Origin of the sequence: Mycobacterium sp. IS-3022 (assembly GCF_001500065.1) — a bacterium.
Classification (GTDB): Bacteria; Actinomycetota; Actinomycetes; order Mycobacteriales; family Mycobacteriaceae; genus Mycobacterium.
The window spans coordinates 36,882-56,446 of sequence record NZ_LQIN01000012.1; the positions used below are offsets into that span (position 1 = coordinate 36,882).

Genomic DNA, 19,565 nt, shown 5'->3' on the forward strand with positions numbered 1-19,565 from the left:
AGTCAAGACAAGGGTTCATCGTCCGCGGACGCCGACAATACACGCGTATCGGTTGCCTACGATACAGACGTATTGGATACCTTGAGGAGGTGAACAACCCGACCTGCAGGCATTGATGGCATCCACTCGAGCGCGACACCATGCGCCCGGCGACGATCGACGTTCGAGCATCGAGCGGATCCGGGAGGCGGCGCTCAAGTGCTTCGCGGCCCGGGGCGCGGCGGCCACGTCGCTGCGCCTGGTGGCCGCCGAAGCGGGCGTCTCGCTCGGCCTGGTGCAACACCACTTCGCGACGAAGGCGAACCTGATCAAGGCCGTCGATGACCATGTGGTCGCGGTCATCGAGACGGTGATCGCGAAGCCCATTCCAGAGCCACCTATCGACACCATCACCGACATCGGAAACAGGGTGACGTCACTGGTGACCGACGAACCGGATGTGATGGCCTACGTCGGACGAGCGCTCACCGACGGCAGCCCGCTCGGCGAGCAGCTGTTCGACTCGCTGGCGGCCATCGGTGCCGAACGCTGGCAAGCGCGTCGGGATCTCGGGTTGACGCGACCGGACCTCGACCCGACATGGGGCACGCTGAACCCGCTGGTGCTGGCCCTCGGCACGTGGATCCTGCGCGGCCATATCGAACGTCACCTCCCGGAGCCGTTCGACAACCCGTCGCAACTGCAGCGATGGCAGGACGCGGTGAATGCACTACTGCGTGACGGCCAGATGCGTCACGACCCGTGACGCGTCGGCCCGATCAGAGCGGAGTGCCGCCGACCCGCTTCCGGTAGCTCGTCGGCGTCTCTCCGCAGAACTGGGTGAAGGCCCGGGTGAACGAGCTGAGGCTGTCAAAGCCCACCGCCGACGAGGCTTCCTGTACCGATTGCCCCGGCGCGGCCAGCAGCGCCATGGCCTTGAGCATCCGTGCGTGTAAAAGATATGTGCGCCAGGACAATCCGATCGAATCCTGAAACAGTCGCCGCAGCGTGCGCTCCGACACCGAGACCGCCCGGCTCACCTCCTGGGCGCTCACGTCGTCGAGGTGTCCTTTCGTGTACGCCATCGCGGCGGTGACGATCGGGTGCTCGGAACTCGGCAGACTCAGCGGCGCCTCGTGGTCGAGGGCCTCGGAGACCAGGTTGGCCAGGGTGCGGAAGAACGCGTCGGACACCTCATCACCGTCGGGGCGGTCGATCGGCCAGCGCAGCGCGTAGATCATCATCTCCCGGATCAACGGTGAGACGCCGAGGATGCGCGCCCGGTCGCCCGCTTGCGGAATCAACTCGGGATCAAACATGACCGCGACGGTCCGGACGTCGGGGTTCATCGTGGCCTGATGTTCGAGGCCGACCGGAATCCACGCCGCCTGCTGCGGCGGCAGCAGGTAATGTGCCGAATCCGTCTCGACCTCGACCACACCGCCGATCGCGTACTCGATCTGGTGGACGTCGTGTGAGTGCCAGCCGGTGATCAGGGCATCGCCCTCATAGAGGTAGCTGCCGCCCAAAGCGCGACCACCTCGCCGCAGGTCGATGACGCGCCGAGGGTGTGCCGCGTCGAGCTTGGCCGTTTGGGCCAAATCTCTGTCCGATAGCGCGGAGACGGTCACACCGCAAGACGGTACTACTGGGGTATGGACATCGACGACCTGATCCTGGTGAGCATCGACGACCACGTGGTGGAACCGCCCGACATGTTCCTGCGGCACGTCCCGGCCAAGTACAAGGACGAGGCGCCGATCGTGGTCACCGACGACAAGGGCGTCGACCAGTGGATGTATCAGGGGCGGCCGCAGGGCGTCAGCGGCTTGAACGCGGTGGTCTCCTGGCCGGCCGAGGAGTGGGGTCGTGACCCAGCCGGGTTCGCCGAGATGCGTCCCGGCGTTTACGACGTCCACGAACGGGTGCGCGATATGAACCGCAACGGCATCCTCGCCTCGATGTGCTTCCCGACGTTCACCGGCTTCTCCGCGCGGCACCTCAACATGCACCGCGAGGAAACGACATTGGTGATGGTGTCGGCCTACAACGACTGGCACATCGACGAGTGGGCGGGCTCATATCCGGACCGGTTCATCCCGATCGCGATCATGCCGACCTGGAACCCGGAGGCGATGTGCGACGAGATCCGACGCGTCGCCGCGAAGGGCTGTCGCGCGGTAACCATGCCGGAACTGCCTCACCTGGAAGGACTTCCGAGCTACCACGACGACGAGTACTGGGGTCCGGTGTTCCGGACGCTGTCGGAGGAGAACGTGGTGATGTGCCTGCACATCGGCACCGGCTTCGGCGCGATCAGCATGGCGCCCAACGCTCCCATCGACAACCTGATCATCCTGGCCACCCAGGTGTCGGCGATGTGCGCCCAGGATCTGCTGTGGGGTCCGGCGATGCGCAACTACCCCGACCTGAAATTCGCGTTCTCCGAAGGCGGTATCGGGTGGATCCCGTTCTACCTCGACCGCAGCGACCGGCACTACACGAACCAGAAGTGGCTGCGCCGCGACTTCGGCGACAAGCTGCCCAGCGACGTGTTCCGCGAGCACTCGCTGGCCTGCTACGTCACCGACAAGACGTCGCTGAAGCTGCGCCACGAGATCGGCATCGACATCATCGCGTGGGAGTGCGACTATCCGCACTCGGACTGCTTCTGGCCCGACGCGCCCGAGCAGGTGATGGCCGAGCTCACTGCCGCCGGCGCGGACGACACCGACATCAACAAGATCACTTGGCAGAACTCGTGCCGGTTCTTCGACTGGGATCCGTTCAAGCTGACGCCGCGTGAGCAGGCCACCTCAGGAGCGTTGCGCGCCAAGGCATCCGACGTCGACGTGTCCATTCGCCCGCGCAAGGAATGGGCTCGGCTCCACGAGCAGAAGCAACTCGCCAAAGCCTGATTGCCGGCTCGGCCGGCGTGCTGATTGCTACAGCGCGGTGACGCTGACCGGGATGTTGCCCTGCCGCGGCAGGCCGGTGATCCGGTCGTATTCGATGTCGGTCGGGACCAGGCGGCCGACGTTGGTGCCGCGTTCGCGGAACTCGTCGTCTTCGCTCGGTAGGCCCCCGAATGCGTGGTGCATGGCGATGACGTCGTGACGCAGGGTGTCATCGGCTTCGATTACGGCGCAGACGCTGTCATGTGGAGAGGTGACTCGGACCGCGTCCCCTGACTGCAAGCCGAGCTCAGCGATGCTGGCAGTGTGCATGTAGGCGGGGTTGTACGGTTTGCCGCGGTGCAACGATGCGAGGTTGGTGCCGGACGAGTTCATGAAGTTCTGGTGACGCCGAGGGATCAACCGAAATGGGTACGCGGGATCGCTACGCGCAGTGACGAAGTCGTCGTCCAACATGTCCGTAAGCTCAGCCAGCATGTGCGAGTTGGCGACATCGAGTCTGGCCGTGCAGTCGGGATCGCGGGGCTCAACAACCGCGTCGACGTCGAAGATCTTTCCGTGCGGATGCCGGCGGACTTCGTCGAACGGAATCCGGGACGTCGCGCACATCTGCTCGAACAGTTCCTCTGTGCTCAGGTCGGTCTCACCGTTCATCTGCAGAACGACGGGCGGTGACTCCATGAATTTGCCGCCGCCGCCACCGAAGAAGTTCACGAACCACAATTCGAGGTCCATCCGCTTGGCCAGGCCGAGGAAGAACCGCCATTCCTCGATGAGGTCGGAACCGGGAGGCGGATCGATCAGACGTGGCGCGTATTGCGCGTAAGCGGCGGGAATTCCGGTTCCGCTGGTGTAGTACTTGATGAGTTCGCTGCCCATCGTCATCGCCGGCGTTTCCATCTGCATCATCGGAGCGATGACGTAGTCGGCGAGCCGGGAGGTCAAGGACATCTCGGTGTCGAGGGTGACGAGAAGATCGAGGCTCTCGAGCGCGCGTAGCGTCTTGCGCTGATCGGGCCACGCCGCCATCGGATTGCCGCCGATGCAGATGAGGGCTTTCACCTGCCCTTCGCCTTCGAGCAGGATCTCGTCGGCCAGTGCCGCGGTCGGCATTCCGGCAACGGTGTCGGTGAGCCCGCGTACTCGCAGCCGTTCGCCGTATCCCCAACCGTCGTACGGCGGATGCGCTTGCGCCTTCGCGGTGAAGGCAGGCATCAACGCGTTGGGGCGGGTGACCCGCTCACCCGCACGCTGCCACCGCCCGCAGATGGTGGTCAGGCAGAGGCAGAGGTACTCGAGCAGGCTGCCGTGTAGCGCGAAGTTCGCACCCGTGCCTGCGTTGACCATGCCGGGGCGGTCGCCGAATGTCGCGAAAAGTCGTGCGGTCTCGACGAATTGCTCCTGCGGAATATCTGCGCGCTCGGCGACGTAGGCAGGAGTGTAGCCCGAAACCGCTGTCGCCAACGCCTCGAAGCCGTCGACGTTCTCGGCGATGAACGGTGCGTCATACAGCCTTTCGTTGATGATCAGGTTGATCATCCCGGCGACGATCGTGACATCCTCTCCCGGCCGAGGCTGAATGTGGACGGCGGCTCGTGCCGCGGTCTGAGACCGCCGGGGATCGATCACGATGAGCTTCATGCCTCGGTCAACGGCGGTCTTGAGGCCCTTGGCCGGATTCTGGCCCGGGACGCCGATCGCCTTGGAGACCAGCGGATTGGTCCCTATCAGCATCCAGCTGTCCGCCTCGTGAAAATTGATGTCTCCGCCGAGCCAGTGTCCGTGGGCGGCGAGGGCAATCTGCTTGCCTGGCTGATCGATCGTGTTGGCCGTGAAGAACATCGGCGAACCGATCGCTCTGATGAACGCATTTCCCATCAAGGCAGAGGCAGGATAGGGCAGCCCGTTCGTCCCCAGATACATCGCTACCGAGCGTGGTCCGTGCGTGGCGATCAAATCCTGTAAGCGCGCGGCGATTTCATCCATCGCCTGCTCGGCGGCGACAGCGGAGTACGAGCCGTCAGGGTGGCGCTTCTGGCTGTGCAGGAGGCGCTGCGGATTGTTGTGGATGTCGGGCAGCGCCCGGCCCTTGATGCAGCTGTATCCGCCGAACATCGGGTTGTCGGGATCGCCGGTGACCTTCGTCAAACGGCCGTCGGTCACCGTAGCCAGCACTCCACAATGCGCAGAGCAAATCCGGCAGATACCCGGCTGCGTCGTCGTTTGCACCACGTGCCGGATGCTAAGCGACCGCTCAGCGCTTCGCAGGCGATTGGATCAACCGTCAGAAGGTGCAGCCTGTGGTCGACTGGGCAATCCGCTCACCACATCAAACCGCGGATGAGCTCGGCCGCAGGGATCTCCTCCGCCGAGATCAACCCCGACGGGGCGCGGCACACCCAGTCGATCGTGTTGACGACACGGGCGGCGGTGGACAGGCACCCCGCTTCGGTGACGTCGAGCACCGGATGCGACAACAGCGTGCTCATCTCGACGCGCGGCTCGCCCTCGACGATCACCTTGTGCACACCGGAGTGGCCGTCGGGCGGATACTCCCAGTCCGGCGCCGCCGCGGGGGTGAGCCGGGTGGTGTGCTCCACGGTGATGATGACGTCGCCGCCGCGCACCCCTTCGGCGGCGAATCGCACGCCGGCCAACTGTCCGGGCTCGACGGTCATCATCTTGCATTCGATGCGCTGGTCGGTGTACCACGGCTCATAACGCTGGCGGACCTCATCGAGCCCGGAGCCGAGATGATCGGCGAGGTTGCGCACCAGTCCACCGAACATCGCCGTGATGACGCCGGGCTGAAACGCCATCGGCAGCTCGTCGTCGGGAGTAGTGCCGAAACCCATTGCTGTACCGGTGTATTCGTAGTCATCATAGTTGCCGTAATCGAAGACCTCCTGCACGGTGATCGACTCGGCACGGCTGACCAGGCTCAGCGCGGCGAACACCGCGGTGTCTCCCGAGTAGCCGGGGTCGATGCCGTTGACATAGAGCGACGAGTTGCCTTCGGCACAGGCCTCTTCCAGGGGGACGCGCAGCCAGTCGTCGGCCTGCTTGGGTGTCACCAACCACACCATCGACGTGCCGACGACATTGACCCCTGCGGCGAGAAACTTCGACATCTGCGCGATGGCTTCCATCGGCCGCGTCTCACCCAGCGCGGTGTAGACGACGCAGTCCGGCTTCAACGCGATGAGCGCGTCGATGTCATCAGTGGCGACGACACCGGTGGGCTCACTCAGCCCGCACAGTTCGGCTGCATCCCTGCCGATCTTGTCCGGATTGGCGGCATGCACGCCGACGAGTTCCAGATCGGGCCGCCCGATGAGCGTGCGGAGCGAGTGTTGGCCGACGTTGCCGGTGGAAAACTGGACTACTCTGCGCATTTCGGGTCCGTTCTCGATCAGTAGTCGGGGATCGGCAGCGGTGAGTTGTTCGAATCGATGCCGCCGTCGACGTGAAAGATCGCGTTGGTCGCGTAGCAGTCGCGGGTCGCCAGGTAGACGCAGAGCCGCCCGAGATCCTCGACGCTGCCGAGGCGGTGCAGCGGGGTCGCTTCCAACATCTTCTCCAGTGAGCCGGGCATCATGTCCAGACTGCCTTGCAGACCGTCGGTGGCGAAAGAGCCGAGCGCGATCGCATTGACCCGGACCTTCGGCGCGAGTTCCTGCGCCATGGCGCGCGTGAGCGCCTCCAACGCGCCCTTGGCGGTGCAGTAGGCGGTCAAGGCGCGGATACCGAAACGCGCGGAGCCGGAGGAGATGTTGACGATCGAACCGTGGCCCGCTTCGAGCATGTGAGGCGCGGCGAGTTGGCTCATGATGAACGCCGAGGTGACGCACCAGTCGAAGGTGAGCCGGAAGTCGTCGTCGGTGATGTCGAGGAAACGGGCGTAGGTCGAGCCACCGACGTTGTTCACCAGCATGTCGATTCTGCCGAAGCGCTCGATCGTGGTGCTGACGACGCGCTCTCCGTCGGGCCGGCTCATCGCGTCGGCAACAAGCGCCAGGCCCTTGCCGCCGGCGTCTTCGATTCCTTTGATCGTTGCCACGATGTCGGATTCGGTTCGCGCGGTGCCGACTACGGTGGCACCCGCCTCCGCGAGGACCCTCGCGATCCCCTGGCCGACACCTTTGCCCGCGCCGGTGACGATCGCCACCTGACCGTCGAGGTTGAACTGTTCCAACGCCATCGGCACCCCTCCTGAAATTGACTGCAGTCAATCACACATGTCAATACCTTGCCAGTGTTGCTATCGTCAGTTCATGGCGGTGGTGGACAAACCCTCGGCACGCGAGGCCAAGCGCCTGCAGACACGCGAGCGGCTGATGGGCGCGGCGATTGCCGAGTTCAAGCGGTCGGGCATCGCGGCGGCCGACGTCGGCGCCATCGTGGCCGCAGCGGGGGTTGCCCACGGCACCTTCTTCTTTCACTTCCCGACCAAGGAACACGTGCTGCTCGAGCTGGAGCGCCGCGAGGAGGAGCGCATCGCCAAACAGCTGGGTCGCTACGTCGATGCGACACGTGATCTCGAAGCCATTCTGGGCGAGGCCGTGCGCCTCGTCCTCGGCCTGGAGCGCCGCCTTGGTTCGCTGTTGTTCAGGGACTTCCTCGCATTGCACTTCTCGCAGACCCGACCTGTCGATGAGAGCACCGAGCATCCGGTCATCGTCCGGGTCGCTGACGAGATCGGGCGTGCGCAGCAGCGCGGCGAGGTCGCCGCGGACGTCAATCCGATGAACAGCGCAGTGTTTTTCCTGCTCGGCCTCTATGCCTTGTTGACGACCACACACAACTGGCCGACGCAGGGAACGATGCTCGAGGACTACGTCGCGAGGACCCTTCGCGGTATCGAGGCGCGCTAACTCATTGACTGAGGTCAGTCTTCCTGCAATGCTCAAGGAGCTGATTCCCAGGAGGATGCCTTGACTCTGCGGACAATTCCCGCCACCGGCAGCGGTCTGGACGAGCACATGGAGCGCTCGCGGCTGGCGCAGCGCCAGGCCGACAAGTGGCTCATCTGTGGCAGCCTCCTCATCGGAACCGCGGCGCTCGGCGTCTTCGGCCTTCCACTCTTCCTGCGAGGCGTTTGGCTGCTGCGCAAAGCTCAGCGCGAAGGGCTGTCGGTGCGCCCGATGATCGTCACGCTCATCGGCTATCTGGTCATCATCGACGCCGCGATCAACACCGTGGGTTGGGCACTCGACCTCGTGGCCAACCACACCATTCTGGCGCGAATCCTGTTGAACGGCTGGGGAGCGATGTTCGACGCCGGCTACTTCTGGCACTACAACGAGCTGTGGCTGGGCGGCGCTTCCGGCCCGGGGGAGAAGGCGATGGAGGTCGGCATGATCCTCACCGTCTTCACGATGCGGATCGCCGCCGGGATCGGCTTCCTGCAGATGAAAAGGTGGGGCCATCAGTGGATGATCGTCACTTGCTGGATGGGGGTGCTCATCTGGTGTCTGTATGTGTTCAACATGACGATGTACGCCGACGTGCGCTATGCGGGCACGATATTCCCCGTCGTCGGTTGGTGGCTGTACGACATCTTCTACATCACGCCGTTCCTGGCGATTCCCTACCTGCACTCGGTGAACCGCGAGATCTTCTCTGATTGACTACACTCAGTGACTTAAGTCAGTATTCACGGGATAACGCGCCCATAAGGAGGCCGCACTGGTGGACTGGATCTGGGAGATACTTCGTTACGTCGCCGCCTGGGGCGGTACCGGCCTGATCATCTGGTTCTGGTACTGGATGTTCTCCAACATCGGAACCTTTTGAGCTGCCGGAGAATCGATGGCTGAACTTTCCGATGCGCACGCGATGGCGGTGGAGCGCAGTTGCGCGGTGACCGCCGTTGCCTTGAGCGGCCAACGGCGCGAGGGCGTTCGCCTCGTGACGGGTGAACACCGCGCATTCAGCTTGAGCGTGGCATTGGACTTCGTACATGTGCCATATCCGATCGGCAGTGACTGGACCCGTAGAACGCTGACATGCGGTGTCGCACTGCAATGCTCACCGTCAAAGGACCGGCTTGTCGAATACCGGCTCAACGAACTGTCGGCACGTGAACTGCGCGCGGTGACGGTCGTCGAGGCACGCGTCGCCCTGGGCTGGGTTTACGAACGCTGGCCCGGCCTGGTGCCGGAGATCCAGCGAGTGCTCGGTGATATCGACGTGCTCGACGGCGACCTCGACGCGATGGCGATGCTCAACCACGCGATCGGTTTGGCGCGCACCGGACAGCCGTTGAATGTCCATCCGCTATTGGGGCGTCTTCCGCTGGCATACACGGCTCCGCAAGGCATCTCGGACAAGCTGCGGCGCACACTCGGCAGGATGCCGTGGACCACATCGCAGAAGCGGCTGCCGCGGCCCTATTCCATCCCCCTCGGAGGGGACGGCGGCATCCGCAACCCCAATCTGCCTCCGCCGAGCCGGCCGCAGGACAACGATCTCGACATCACTCCCGACCACCGGCCGGGCATCCCCTATCCCGAGTGGAACGCGTGGACCGAGAGTTTCATGCGCGACCACGTCGCGGTCCTCGAGAAGGTCCACGCATCGCGCACCCGGGAGCCGGAATCGGCGTCGGCCGAGCTGCGGAAGTGGTTCGAGGAACACACGCACCGCACGATGAAGAACCGGCTGGAGGACGGCTCCGATCTGGACGTCGCCCAGTACGTCGAGCATTACATCGACCTGACGACCGGCGAGGCGATCGAGCCGCGGATCTTCCGCGAGCTGCTGCCGAGCAACCGGGACGTGACCACCGCCCTGCTGCTGGACGGCAGCTCGTCGTTGGGTGTCCACGGCGGCCGGATATTCAAGCTCGAATTGGCCTGCGCAGACGCGCTATCGCGTGCGATGACACTCGCTCGCGAGCGCCATGGCATCTTCGTGTTCACCGGCAACACGCGGCACCGCGTCGAGGTCAACTGCCTCAAGGACTTCGAGGACCGAAGGTTCGTGCCGCCCGGCCGTCTCGGGCTGTCCACGGGCGGATACACCCGGCTCGGTGCGCCGTTGCGCCACCTGACCTCCCGGCTGCTGGCGCAACCCTCCGAGCGTCGCCTGCTCATCGTCATCGGCGACGGATTGATCTCCGACGAGGGGTATGAGGGCCGCTACGCCTGGGCCGACGCCGCGCATGCGGTGGAGGAAGCCAACGAGGCAGGCGTGAGCATCTATTACGTCGGAGTCGGGCCGACCCGCGTGGACCCTCTGCCGGAGGTCTTCGGACCTCGCCGCTCACAACGAATCCGACGAGTCGAGGAGCTTCCGCGAGTGCTTGCCCACGTCCATCGCGAGTTGGTGGCCGCATGAACTATTACGCGAACGCCAACGAGGTGCAACTGTTCGAGCAGGCGTATCAGCAGCGCCTGCCGGTGATGCTCACCGGGCCGACGGGCTGCGGTAAGACCCGCCTCGTCGAGCACATGGGCGTCCTGCTTCAGCGGCCGGTCGTGACGATCAGCTGCCATGATGACCTGACGAGTTCCGATCTGGTCGGCAGGTTCATGGTCACCGGCGGCGATGTGGTCTGGACCGATGGACCGCTCACCCGGGCCGTGAAGGCCGGTGCCATCTGCTATCTCGACGAGGTGGTGGAGGCGCGCCACGACTCGTTGGCCATCCTGCACTCGTTGACCGACCACCGGCGCGCGCTGTATCTGGACCGGGCCGGTGAGGTGGTCCAGGCACCGGACACCTTCATGCTGGTGTGCTCGTACAACCCCGCCTATCGCAGCTCGCTGAAAGACCTCAAGCCGTCCTTCCGGCAGCGCTTTGTGACGCTGCCCATGCGATACCTGGCGCCAGACCGGGAAGCCGACGTGATCGTCGCCGAAGCGGGTGTCGAGCTTGCGACTGCGACCCGGCTCGTGCAATGCGCCACCGCGATCCGCACCGCCGACGAGGCGTTCCACTTCGAACCACCCTCCACCCGCGTGCTGGTGACCGCTGCGCAGCTGATCGTCGCCGGCGCAACCGAATTGGAGGCCGCTGAGGCTTGCATCCTGGCGCCGCTGTCCACCGACGGCGCCATCACCGACGGCTTGCGGGAAGTCGCCGTGGCCAGCCTGGCCACCGAAGCTCCGAGCACCTCCGGTTAGGAAGGGAGTCCGACACCATGGATCAGAAAGAGCGGAAGCGCAAGAAGGCGCTCATCATTCTGCAGATCGTCATCTACGGGTATCTGGCCACGATGTTCGGGATTCAGCTCTACATGTCCTTCGCCCGGGGGTGGTGGGAATTGTGAACCTGCCGCTCCTGAACCGTCGGTCCAAAGCGCCGGTTCCGCTCGACGGGTCGATCAGCCTCGAGGGACACGACGAAGAATCCCGCCTCGCGCAACGCCGGGCGGACAAGTGGATGATCGTCGGCGCCGGGCTGATGGGCATGTGGGCCCCGGGCATCTTCGGATTGCCGATCTTTCTGCGCGGGGTGTGGCTACAGCGCCAGGCGGCCCGCGCCGGGCTGTCGATGCGGCCGATGATCGTCACCCTGATCGGCTATCTCGTGCTGATCGACGGCATGCTCAACAGCCTCGGCTGGGCGCTGGACCTGGTGGCCAACCACACGTTGATCAACCGCGTGCTGATGGTCGGCTGGGGTGCGATGTTCGACGCCGGCTACTTCTGGCACTACAACGAAGCGTGGGTGGGCGGCGCCGCCGGGCCGGGCGAGAAGTCCATGGTGTTCGGGATGATCCTGACGGTCTTCGCGATGCGGTGCGCCGCCGCGATCGGCTTCCTGCAGATGAAGCGCTGGGGCCACCAGTGGATGATCATCACCTGCTGGATGGGGGTGCTCATCTGGTGCCTGTATGTGTTCAACATGACGATGTACGCCGATGTGCGTTACGCCGGGGTCGTCTTCCCGGTCATCGGCTGGTGGCTGTACGACATCTTCTACATCACGCCATTCCTAGCCATTCCGTATCTGCACACGGTCAACCGCGAAATCTTCTCCGACTGAACGGGTTCAAGGAGCCGAGCCATGACAACCTCTTCGCCTGCATCGGAATCAACCGAAGAACAAAAGGACGATCTGCCACCGGGCACCACGCCGTACTACGCGCGGATGCACCGCTACATCAAACGTGCGGTACTGGTGTGTCTGGTCGCGCTGGTGATCGAGGGGGCGTTCACGCTGCCCTTCATGGCGGTGTATTACGGCTATCCCACACTGACCCTCACCGAGATCTGCAGCGAACTTCTCAAAGTCCGCTATTCCGACGACACCTTGGAGTGCAAGGTTCCTTACCCGCCCCTGGGTCCTCCCGAGGGTGCTGAAGGCAAGGACACCGCTCAAGACGAATGGGGCATTCAACCGGTGCCGAAATACGACAGGATCGGCTTCCGCGAACTGGTCCGCATCCATCAGGAAAGAGAGGCGAGGCAGGCAGCAGAACAACAACGAGGCGCAGCGTCTCCGTGACCAAGTCGCTCGAGGAACACGCACGAAACTGGAACCTTCGCCACGAGGACTTCGGCGACAACGACTTCCTGTACGACGTCTACTCGGTGATGCGGCGCAACGCGCCGTTCGCCCACACCGACACACCGTTCCTGTCCGCTACCCCCGGCGGCGCGTGGGTGGCGACGCGGTACGCGGAGTGCCACCGCATCTTGCAGGACTGGCAACACTTTTCGAGCAACCCGGTCCCCAAGGACGCCGAACGACTCCCCGGCGAACTGCTCGTCGTCATGGATCCTCCGCGGCAACAGAAGTTCCGCAAGGTTCTCAATCCCTACTTCTCACCGGCGCGGATGAAGGCGCTGCGACCGCAGATCCGAGCCGAGACCGACCGATTGATCGACGCGTTCATCGAAGACGGCGTCGGTGACCTCGCCGAGGTCGCATGGCGTCAGCCCGGAACCGTCTTCTTCAAGTACGTCCTCGGAATGGCGGTCGACGATGTCCCGCTGTGCGTCGAACTGACCGACGCTGCGCTCAGCGGCGGCACCGAGGAAGCCCGTATGGCCGCCAACGCGGGGTTGTATCAGCATCTTCACCGTGCGATGACCGCCCGCACCGCACAGCCGCCGCGGGACGACATGATCGGCGTCCTTCTTTCGGCTGAGATCGACGGTGAGAAGCTGCCGTTCCAAGATGCAGTCGCCAACGCGATGTTGTTGGTGCAGGCCGGTCTCGAGACCACCTCGAGCGCGATGTCGTTCGCGCTGCACTACCTCGCAACGCATCCCGATGACCGTGGCCGGCTCATCGATGAACCGGAGCTACTGCCGAGAGCCGTCGAGGAGTTCATCCGGTACGCGGGGTCGATCCATGGGATCCCTCGCACCGTCGTCGACGACGTCGAGATCAGCGGCCATACCTTCTGTCCGGGCGAATCGGTGATCGTCAACTACGCTTCGGCCAATCGCGACCCGCAGCAGTTCCCAGATCCCGACCGCTGCATCCTCGATCGACAAGCGAACCGGCACCTCGGATTCGGCGCGGGCGTACACCGCTGCCTGGGTTCGAATCTCGCTCGGCTGGAGTTCAGCGTCGCTCTCGAGCAAGTGCTGTCGCGGATGCCCGACTACCGGTTGGCGCCCAACGCCGATCCGGTTTTCCACGGCAACTCCGTCACCCGCGGGTACCGCAGCATTCCAGTGGTATTCAGCCCGAAGGAGCGGCGCTCGTGACTTATCGCGTCGTGCAGTGGACGACGGGCAACGTCGGCAAGAAGTCTGTGCATGCGATCGCGGCCAACACCGATCTGGAGCTCGTCGGATGTTACGCCTGGTCGCCGGACAAGGTCGGCAAGGACGTCGGTGCCCTCTGCGGCATCGGACCGCTGGGGGTGACGGCGACGGACGACGTCGACGCGCTGCTGGCGCTGAAACCGGACTGCGTGGTGTACAACCCGATGTTCGCCGACGTCGACGAGGTGGTGCGCATCCTGGCCGCAGGCGTCAACGTGGTGACCACGTCGGAGTTCATCACCGGCCACCAACTGGGGGAGCGCCGTGACCGCATCCGCGAGGCCTGTGACCGTGGTGGCGCCACGATCTTCGGCAGCGGCATCAACCCGGGATTCATCCAACTGTTCGCGGTGGTGACAGCCGGCCTCTCCGATCGCGTCGACCGGATCTCGATCCTCGAGTCCTTCGACACCAGCATCTACAACTCGCCCGCCACCGAGATTCCGATGGGATTCGGCCATCCCGTCGACGACCCCGACCTGCCGGCGATCACCGCGAAGGGGTCGGGCATCTTCCGCGAGGCCGTGCTGCTGGTCGCCGACGCGCTCGGTGCCGAACTCGACGACGTGCGGTGCGAGGTCGAGTATGCCCAGACCACCGAGGATCTCGAACTCCCCGGCGACTGGACGATAGCTGCCGGCTGCGTCGCGGGCATCGACGTCCGGTGGAAGGGCTACGTCGCCGGTCGGGACATCATCGAGGTCCGTGGCGTATGGACGAAAGGACAGTCGCTGCAACCGACGTGGTCGACGACGTTCGGTTACACCGTCACCGTCGAGGGCAGGCCGACGATAAAGAGCACGTTGAGTTTCGAACCGCCGCCGGACTTCAATGCCGAAACCCTCGACGACTTCATCATGCTCGGCCTCACCATCACCGCCATGCCGGCGATCACCGCGATCCCGGCCGTCGTCGCCGCCGATCCCGGTATCGCGACATACAACGACCTGCCGCTGCTGCTGCCACGCGGCGTGCTCGCACTCTGAAGGAGAGCAGATGATGCCCGACCGGACCTACCGTGTGATCCAGTGGATGACGGGCGATGTCGGGCAGGTCGGCGTCCGGCATTTCGCCGACAACCCGGTGTACGACCTGGTCGGCGTGCTCGTGCATAACCCCGAGAAAGTCGGTAAGGACGCCGGCGAGATCGCGGGCATCGCGCCGATCGGCGTGCCCGCCACCGACGACGTCGAAGCCGTCATCGCCATGGACGCCGACTGCGTGTTCTACACACCCGTGATCATGGACACCGAAACCGTGTGCCGACTCCTGCGAACGTCGTCACCACAAGCGGCTTCTTCTACCCGTCACCAGATTTCGCCGCCGACGGCGAGAAGATCCGCGCGGCCTGCCGCGACGGCGGTACCTCGTTCCACGCGGGCGGTATCCACCCCGGCTATGCCGGTGACATCATGCCCCTCACGCTGGCCAGAGTGGCGAGCCGAATCGACAGGATCGTGGTCGAGGAGGTGGTCAACGTCCTCGCCGACGCACCTCTCGATCACATCGACTGGCTGGGCTTCGGCAAAAACAGAGACGCGTTCCTCACCGAGCCAACGATTCTCGGGCTCGGCGTGCCGTTCTTCGCGCAGTCGATGTACATGATCGCCGACGGTCTCGGTGTCACGATCGACAACGTGACCGCCGCGGACGTTAAAGCCGCCCTGGCCACCGAGGACATCGTGCACGAACTGGGTGCGATTCCCCGCGACACCGTTGCCGCGCAGCAGCACGAATGGACAGCATGGGTCGACGGCCGGCCGTTCATCGTCTTCCACGCGATCTACACCACCACCACATCGGACAAGCTCGAGCCGGCGTGGGAGCTGGGCAAGACGCGATACCGGATCGCCATCGAGGGAGATCCGCCGACCGAACTCATCCTGCAGGGCGTCGAGCAACCCGACGGATCGATGACGCACCCGGGTTACACCTGGACCGCGATGGGTGCGATCAACGCGATCCCCGACGTGTGCGACGCGGAACCGGGGTGGCTCACCCACCTCGACCTCGGATTGATCAAACCGCGTGGCCTGGTACGCAAATGACAGAGGCACGCTCCCGACTGCACCACGTCGTCTTCGCGGTGGCTCAGGAACGCCGGGCCACGGTTGCGCAGATGTTCACCGAACTGGGCTTCTGCTTCGACGGCGCCGAACTGACCGAACTCGGCGTGGCCGTGCAACTCGACTGGGCGGGAGGACTGGAGTTGATCAGTCCCATTCCCGGTTCAACCGCCCAGGTGGCGACCTCGGTGACCGACTTCCTCGACCGCAACGGCGACGGCGTCTACACGGTGGTGCTACGCGTGCCGCAGGCGTCGGCCGCCGAATCCCTGACCGAGCGGTACGGGTCGACGACGCGCTTCCGGCAGAGCTTTTCGGGTGAGGGCTCGTACCTCGACGAGGTCGAGTTATCGGTCTTCGGCCTGCCGCTGACTTTTCTGGCGACGAACGTCTGATGACCGCACCACTGGCGAACCTGCCGCACGTTCGCTACGAGGACCTGCCGATGTCGCGCGACCGCGGCGCGGGCTGGGCCAAACTCCGCGGACTCGGCCCGGTGCTGCAGGGCGACGGGTGGTACTACCTGACGCGACGAGAGGATGTCCTTGCCGCACTTCGAGATCCGGGCACCTTCTCGTCCAGGATCGGCTACGACGACATGATCAGCCCGGTGCCGCTGGTGCCGCTGGGATTCGACCCGCCCGACCACACGCGGTACCGCAGAATCCTGCACCCGTTCTTCAGCCCGCAGACCCTCAGTTTGCTGCTGCCGTCGCTGCAGGCGCAGGCGGTCGAGATCATCGACGGCATCGCCGAGCGCGACGAATGCGAGGTGATGGCCGACCTGGCGACGCCGTACCCATCGCAGGTGTTCCTCACGCTGTTCGGCCTGCCGCTCGAAGACAGGGAGCGTCTCATCGCATGGAAGGACGCGATCATCGCATTCAGCCTGACCACGGACCCCGAAAGCGTCGATCTGACTCCGGCCGTGGAGTTGTACACCTATCTCACCGAGGCCGTCGACCGCCAGCGACGTCAGGCGCAGGAGGGCATCCTCTCGCAGCTTCTTCACGGCGATGAGCCGCTGACCGACGCCGAAGCGACCGGGCTGTCGCTGGTTTTCGTCCTCGCCGGCCTCGACACCGTTACCTCGACCATCGGCACCACCCTGCTGGAGTTGGCGCGGCGCCCCGACCTGCGTCGCGCGCTGCGGGGAAACCCGGACGGAATCGCGGTTTTCGTCGAGGAGATGATCAGGCTGGAACCGGCGGCGCCCATCGTCGGGCGGGTCACGACACGGCCGGTGACCGTCGCGGGTGTCACCTTGCCAGCCGGTGCGCAGGTGCGGTTGTGCGTCGGCGCCGTCAACCGCGACGGCAACGACGCAACGTCGACCGACGACTTCGTGCTCGACGGAAAGCTGCACAAACACTGGGGATTCGGCGGTGGCCCACACCGCTGCCTGGGCTCACACCTGGCCCGGATGGAACTGAAGCTCGTCGTCACCGAATGGCTCGCGCGAATACCGGAGTTCGACGTGGCGCCCGGCCACACCCCGGAGATCACATGGCCTTCGGCAACCTGCACGCTGACGGCATTGCCCCTCCGGATCCGCAAGCGCTGCAGCGCGGAAGGGGTGACGTGAGCATCGACACAGCCAAACCCAGTGTCTTCGACGCGGATCTGCCGACGCTGACCTACGACATCACCGCGACGCCGCAGGAGATCTACCCGCAGTTTCGGGCCGCACAGGAGGTGGCGCCTATCGCGCTGGGTCCGATCGGGCCGGAAGTGCTGTCCTACGAGCTGGCCCGGGCGATTCTGGGGGATCCGCGATTTGGCATCCCACCAGGCATCCATCTCACCGCGCACGGGGTGACATCGGGAGAGCTGTGGGACCGGGTGACGCGCAGCATCCTGTGCATGGAGGGCGCCGAGCACCGGCGACTGCGCAGTCTCGTTTCCAGGGCCTTCACACCCCGCGCGACCGCGCGCATGGACACCACCATCCACGCGGTCATCAACGAACTCATCGACGCCGTCGAGGCCGATGGCCGGTGTGAGTTCGTGGAAGCGATCGCCCGCCCCTACCCGATCCCGGTCATCTGTGCGCTGCTCGGCGCGCCGGCGGAGGACTGGCAGTTGTTCTCCAAGTGGGCTGAAGACATCTTCAAGGTCGTCAGCTTCGACATCGACCTCGCCGCCGAGGAACCGGCCGTCCTGCGGGCCTGGGACGCATTCGACGAGTACATCGACGACATGATCGCCCACCGACGCGCCGAGTTGACGCACGATCTGCTCTCCGAGCTGATCCGCGCCGAGCATGACGGAGACCGGCTCGACGCGGCCGAGGTACGCATGCTCGCCTTCAGTATCCTGCTGGCCGGAACAGATACCACCCGAACCCAATTGGGCGCTTCCATGCAGGTGCTGTGCGATCACCCGGAGCAGTTGGCGCTGCTGCGGGACCGACCCGAGCTCGCGATGAACGCCGTCGAGGAGACGATGCGGCATTCGCCGTCGATGTGCAGCACGCTTCGTAGCGCGGGCGAGGACGTCACCATCGGCGAGTGCACGATTCCCGCAGGCGCCTTCATCCTCGTCAACACATTTGCGGCCAACCGCGATCCCGCCATCTACGACGATCCGACACGCTTCGACATCACCCGTGGTGATCCACCGCCCATACTCACCTTCGGGGGCGGTGCGCACTACTGCCTCGGCGCCAACCTCGCGCGGCGCGAACTGGCCGAGGCGCTGAAGATTCTTGCGGCGCGCATGCCGAACCCACGACTCACCGGTCCGGCGCCGTGGCGCCCGCTGCTCGGGATGAGTGGACCGACCAGCTTGCCGATAGAGTTCGGCTGATGGTGTACAAGATCGACCCAGCGGTCCTGCACAAGGTCGCGCAGCAGGTGGTCGGGCTGCCGGTCGAGGGTGGCGAACTCATCACGCGTGCCATCGAACTGCTCGCCGACGAATATCCCGAACTTATCGATCCCGAACCGGGTCGCTGGGTGGGCAGCAGGGCGGGCGGAATACTCGGCAAAGTCCGCTTCCTCTACTTCAGCCCACGCGAGTACATTGTCATCTTCGGCACTCCGACGGGTACTCAAGGCTTTTCGGGTCGTTATAAGCGGGTGCAGATCCACAAGTTCTTGCTGGCGGGCCGCATCGACTTTTTCGACCTCGAGTCCGACAACACCGCGGCGATCACGCTGTTGCCCGGCGAGCACACGTGTACGGAGAAGGGTCACGCCCGGGGACTGAGCATCCATCCGGGGTCCTGGCACATCGAGTACGGCCGCGGCGCGGTCGTCACGACCCTGCCGTTCGCGATGGTCGACACCCTGCTGGTGTCACTGGAGTTCGAATCGGTCCGCCGCTCGATCGTCGAGTTCGTCAGACTGGTCCGTCGGCGAACGCGGCCACGAACCCGGTAGGAAGTACGCCGCGACCGCCGAGATCGCCGACACCACAACCAGATACGCCACGATCGAGTGCTGGTGTTCGTCGCCGCGTACAGGGCGGTGGCGATCGTCGGCGCGAACGCCGAACCCACCACCTGCGACAGCGTGTAACCGATCGACACGCCGCTGTAGCGCACGTCGGGATCAAACGCCAGGCTGAACAGCGACCCGGTCACGCCGGCCGTCGGCGCCATGGCGACGCCGACCACCGCCGCAACGGCCACCCCGAACAGCGCCTGGGTGCGGTCGATCTCGGCGACCGTCGTCGCATACGACACCAGATAGGCCACACAGATGTAGGCGAACACCCCTTGGGGCAGATGTGCGCCGGCGACCAGGAGTATCTGCTTCCCAGCAGCAGTTCGGTCGCCGGCGACACGTCGGGAAAGAACAGCTTCGGAAACACCAGCGCCGCTGCCGTTGCGTACATGAGGAAGTAGTAGAACTCGACGGCCGTTCCGATGA

Annotated in this window: 19 protein-coding genes and 2 pseudogenes; 16 read left to right on the forward strand and 5 right to left on the reverse strand. The window is 64.7% G+C overall.

Features of this window, described 5'->3' with window-relative positions; translation table 11 throughout:
• Positions 1–115: 115 nt before the first annotated feature.
• Complete coding sequence (locus AU188_RS09520; protein ID WP_059163490.1) at positions 116–745, forward strand: TetR/AcrR family transcriptional regulator; 630 nt, start codon at positions 116–118, stop codon at positions 743–745.
• 13 nt (positions 746–758) lie between these two features.
• Here the strand turns inward: AU188_RS09520 and AU188_RS09525 are convergent, their stop codons facing one another.
• Positions 759–1,610, reverse strand: coding sequence for an AraC family transcriptional regulator (locus AU188_RS09525; RefSeq protein WP_059163491.1), 852 nt, complete (start codon positions 1,608–1,610; stop codon positions 759–761).
• Between the two features lie 24 nt (positions 1,611–1,634).
• Here AU188_RS09525 and AU188_RS09530 point away from each other — a divergent pair, with 24 nt between their 5' ends.
• The gene (locus AU188_RS09530; protein WP_059163492.1) at positions 1,635–2,897 is read left to right on the forward strand and encodes an amidohydrolase family protein; all 1,263 of its coding nucleotides are present in this window, start codon (positions 1,635–1,637) and stop codon (positions 2,895–2,897) included.
• Between the two features lie 27 nt (positions 2,898–2,924).
• Here the strand turns inward: AU188_RS09530 and AU188_RS09535 are convergent, their stop codons facing one another.
• From AU188_RS09535 to AU188_RS09545, 3 genes are all read right to left on the reverse strand, one after another.
• Complete coding sequence (locus AU188_RS09535) at positions 2,925–5,126, reverse strand: molybdopterin-containing oxidoreductase family protein (protein WP_286137370.1); 2,202 nt, start codon at positions 5,124–5,126, stop codon at positions 2,925–2,927.
• A gap of 89 nt (positions 5,127–5,215) precedes the next feature.
• Positions 5,216–6,289 (reverse strand): NAD(P)H-dependent amine dehydrogenase family protein, encoded by a 1,074-nt coding sequence (locus tag AU188_RS09540; RefSeq protein WP_059163493.1) that lies wholly within the window; start codon positions 6,287–6,289, stop codon positions 5,216–5,218.
• Between the two features lie 17 nt (positions 6,290–6,306).
• Positions 6,307–7,095 carry an SDR family NAD(P)-dependent oxidoreductase gene (locus AU188_RS09545; protein ID WP_059163804.1) on the reverse strand — a complete coding sequence of 263 codons (789 nt, stop codon included), beginning with the start codon at positions 7,093–7,095 and terminating at the stop codon, positions 6,307–6,309.
• A 73-nt stretch (positions 7,096–7,168) separates the two neighbouring features.
• Here AU188_RS09545 and AU188_RS09550 point away from each other — a divergent pair, with 73 nt between their 5' ends.
• From AU188_RS09550 to AU188_RS09610, 14 genes and pseudogenes are all read left to right on the forward strand, one after another.
• A complete protein-coding gene (locus tag AU188_RS09550; RefSeq protein ID WP_059163494.1) occupies positions 7,169–7,768 on the forward strand; it encodes a TetR family transcriptional regulator in 600 nt (199 codons plus the stop codon).
• 108 nt (positions 7,769–7,876) lie between these two features.
• On the forward strand, positions 7,877–8,524 hold the full coding sequence (locus AU188_RS09555) for a hypothetical protein (protein WP_156426638.1): 648 nt from the start codon (positions 7,877–7,879) through the stop codon (positions 8,522–8,524).
• 181 nt (positions 8,525–8,705) lie between these two features.
• Positions 8,706–10,235, forward strand: coding sequence for a nitric oxide reductase activation protein NorD (locus AU188_RS09560; RefSeq protein ID WP_059163496.1), 1,530 nt, complete (start codon positions 8,706–8,708; stop codon positions 10,233–10,235).
• Positions 10,232–11,023, forward strand: a complete 792-nt coding sequence (locus AU188_RS09565) for a CbbQ/NirQ/NorQ/GpvN family protein (protein WP_059163497.1) — start codon at positions 10,232–10,234, stop codon at positions 11,021–11,023. The genes AU188_RS09560 and AU188_RS09565 overlap by 4 nt, the downstream gene beginning before the upstream one ends.
• A 17-nt stretch (positions 11,024–11,040) precedes the next feature.
• Positions 11,041–11,169: a hypothetical protein gene (locus AU188_RS25730; RefSeq protein WP_286137371.1), complete on the forward strand. Its 129-nt coding sequence runs from the start codon at positions 11,041–11,043 to the stop codon at positions 11,167–11,169.
• The gene (locus tag AU188_RS09570) at positions 11,166–11,888 is read left to right on the forward strand and encodes a hypothetical protein (protein WP_059163498.1); all 723 of its coding nucleotides are present in this window, start codon (positions 11,166–11,168) and stop codon (positions 11,886–11,888) included. The genes AU188_RS25730 and AU188_RS09570 overlap by 4 nt, the downstream gene beginning before the upstream one ends.
• Before the next feature lie 21 nt (positions 11,889–11,909).
• Positions 11,910–12,350, forward strand: coding sequence for a hypothetical protein (locus AU188_RS09575; protein ID WP_059163499.1), 441 nt, complete (start codon positions 11,910–11,912; stop codon positions 12,348–12,350).
• A complete protein-coding gene (locus tag AU188_RS09580) occupies positions 12,347–13,564 on the forward strand; it encodes a cytochrome P450 (protein WP_059163500.1) in 1,218 nt (405 codons plus the stop codon). The genes AU188_RS09575 and AU188_RS09580 overlap by 4 nt, the downstream gene beginning before the upstream one ends.
• Complete coding sequence (locus AU188_RS09585) at positions 13,561–14,610, forward strand: NAD(P)H-dependent amine dehydrogenase family protein (protein ID WP_059163501.1); 1,050 nt, start codon at positions 13,561–13,563, stop codon at positions 14,608–14,610. Before AU188_RS09580 ends, AU188_RS09585 begins: the two co-directional genes overlap by 4 nt.
• Before the next feature lie 13 nt (positions 14,611–14,623).
• A pseudogene (locus AU188_RS09590) lies at positions 14,624–15,672 on the forward strand (NAD(P)H-dependent amine dehydrogenase family protein).
• Positions 15,669–16,085 (forward strand): VOC family protein, encoded by a 417-nt coding sequence (locus AU188_RS09595; RefSeq protein ID WP_059163502.1) that lies wholly within the window; start codon positions 15,669–15,671, stop codon positions 16,083–16,085. The pseudogene AU188_RS09590 and the gene AU188_RS09595 overlap by 4 nt, the downstream one beginning before the upstream one ends.
• Complete coding sequence (locus AU188_RS09600; protein WP_059163503.1) at positions 16,085–17,275, forward strand: cytochrome P450; 1,191 nt, start codon at positions 16,085–16,087, stop codon at positions 17,273–17,275. Before AU188_RS09595 ends, AU188_RS09600 begins: the two co-directional genes overlap by 1 nt.
• Entirely contained in the window at positions 17,272–18,498 is a 1,227-nt protein-coding gene (locus AU188_RS09605; protein WP_059163805.1) for a cytochrome P450, read from the forward strand. Before AU188_RS09600 ends, AU188_RS09605 begins: the two co-directional genes overlap by 4 nt.
• Complete coding sequence (locus AU188_RS09610) at positions 18,498–19,073, forward strand: isomerase (RefSeq protein WP_059163504.1); 576 nt, start codon at positions 18,498–18,500, stop codon at positions 19,071–19,073. The genes AU188_RS09605 and AU188_RS09610 overlap by 1 nt, the downstream gene beginning before the upstream one ends.
• On the opposite strand, the pseudogene AU188_RS25735 reads toward AU188_RS09610, so the two are convergent.
• A pseudogene (locus tag AU188_RS25735) lies at positions 18,990–19,450 on the reverse strand (MFS transporter); the annotation flags it as partial. The gene AU188_RS09610 and the pseudogene AU188_RS25735 overlap by 84 nt on opposite strands.
• Positions 19,451–19,565: the final 115 nt, after the last annotated feature.

Bases quoted from the DNA above. Each gene is read 5' to 3' on its own strand.
- AU188_RS09520 (WP_059163490.1), top strand. From the start codon at position 116: ATGGCATCCACTCGAGCGCGACACCATGCGCCCGGCGACGATCGACGT.
- AU188_RS09530 (WP_059163492.1), top strand. From the start codon at position 1,635: ATGGACATCGACGACCTGATCCTGGTGAGCATCGACGACCACGTGGTG.
- AU188_RS09540 (WP_059163493.1), bottom strand. From the start codon at position 6,289: ATGCGCAGAGTAGTCCAGTTTTCCACCGGCAACGTCGGCCAACACTCG.
- AU188_RS09545 (WP_059163804.1), bottom strand. From the start codon at position 7,095: ATGGCGTTGGAACAGTTCAACCTCGACGGTCAGGTGGCGATCGTCACC.
- AU188_RS09550 (WP_059163494.1), top strand. From the start codon at position 7,169: ATGGCGGTGGTGGACAAACCCTCGGCACGCGAGGCCAAGCGCCTGCAG.
- AU188_RS09555 (WP_156426638.1), top strand. From the start codon at position 7,877: ATGGAGCGCTCGCGGCTGGCGCAGCGCCAGGCCGACAAGTGGCTCATC.
- AU188_RS09560 (WP_059163496.1), top strand. From the start codon at position 8,706: ATGGCTGAACTTTCCGATGCGCACGCGATGGCGGTGGAGCGCAGTTGC.
- AU188_RS09565 (WP_059163497.1), top strand. From the start codon at position 10,232: ATGAACTATTACGCGAACGCCAACGAGGTGCAACTGTTCGAGCAGGCG.
- AU188_RS25730 (WP_286137371.1), top strand. From the start codon at position 11,041: ATGGATCAGAAAGAGCGGAAGCGCAAGAAGGCGCTCATCATTCTGCAG.
- AU188_RS09575 (WP_059163499.1), top strand. From the start codon at position 11,910: ATGACAACCTCTTCGCCTGCATCGGAATCAACCGAAGAACAAAAGGAC.
- AU188_RS09595 (WP_059163502.1), top strand. From the start codon at position 15,669: ATGACAGAGGCACGCTCCCGACTGCACCACGTCGTCTTCGCGGTGGCT.
- AU188_RS09600 (WP_059163503.1), top strand. From the start codon at position 16,085: ATGACCGCACCACTGGCGAACCTGCCGCACGTTCGCTACGAGGACCTG.
- AU188_RS09610 (WP_059163504.1), top strand. From the start codon at position 18,498: ATGGTGTACAAGATCGACCCAGCGGTCCTGCACAAGGTCGCGCAGCAG.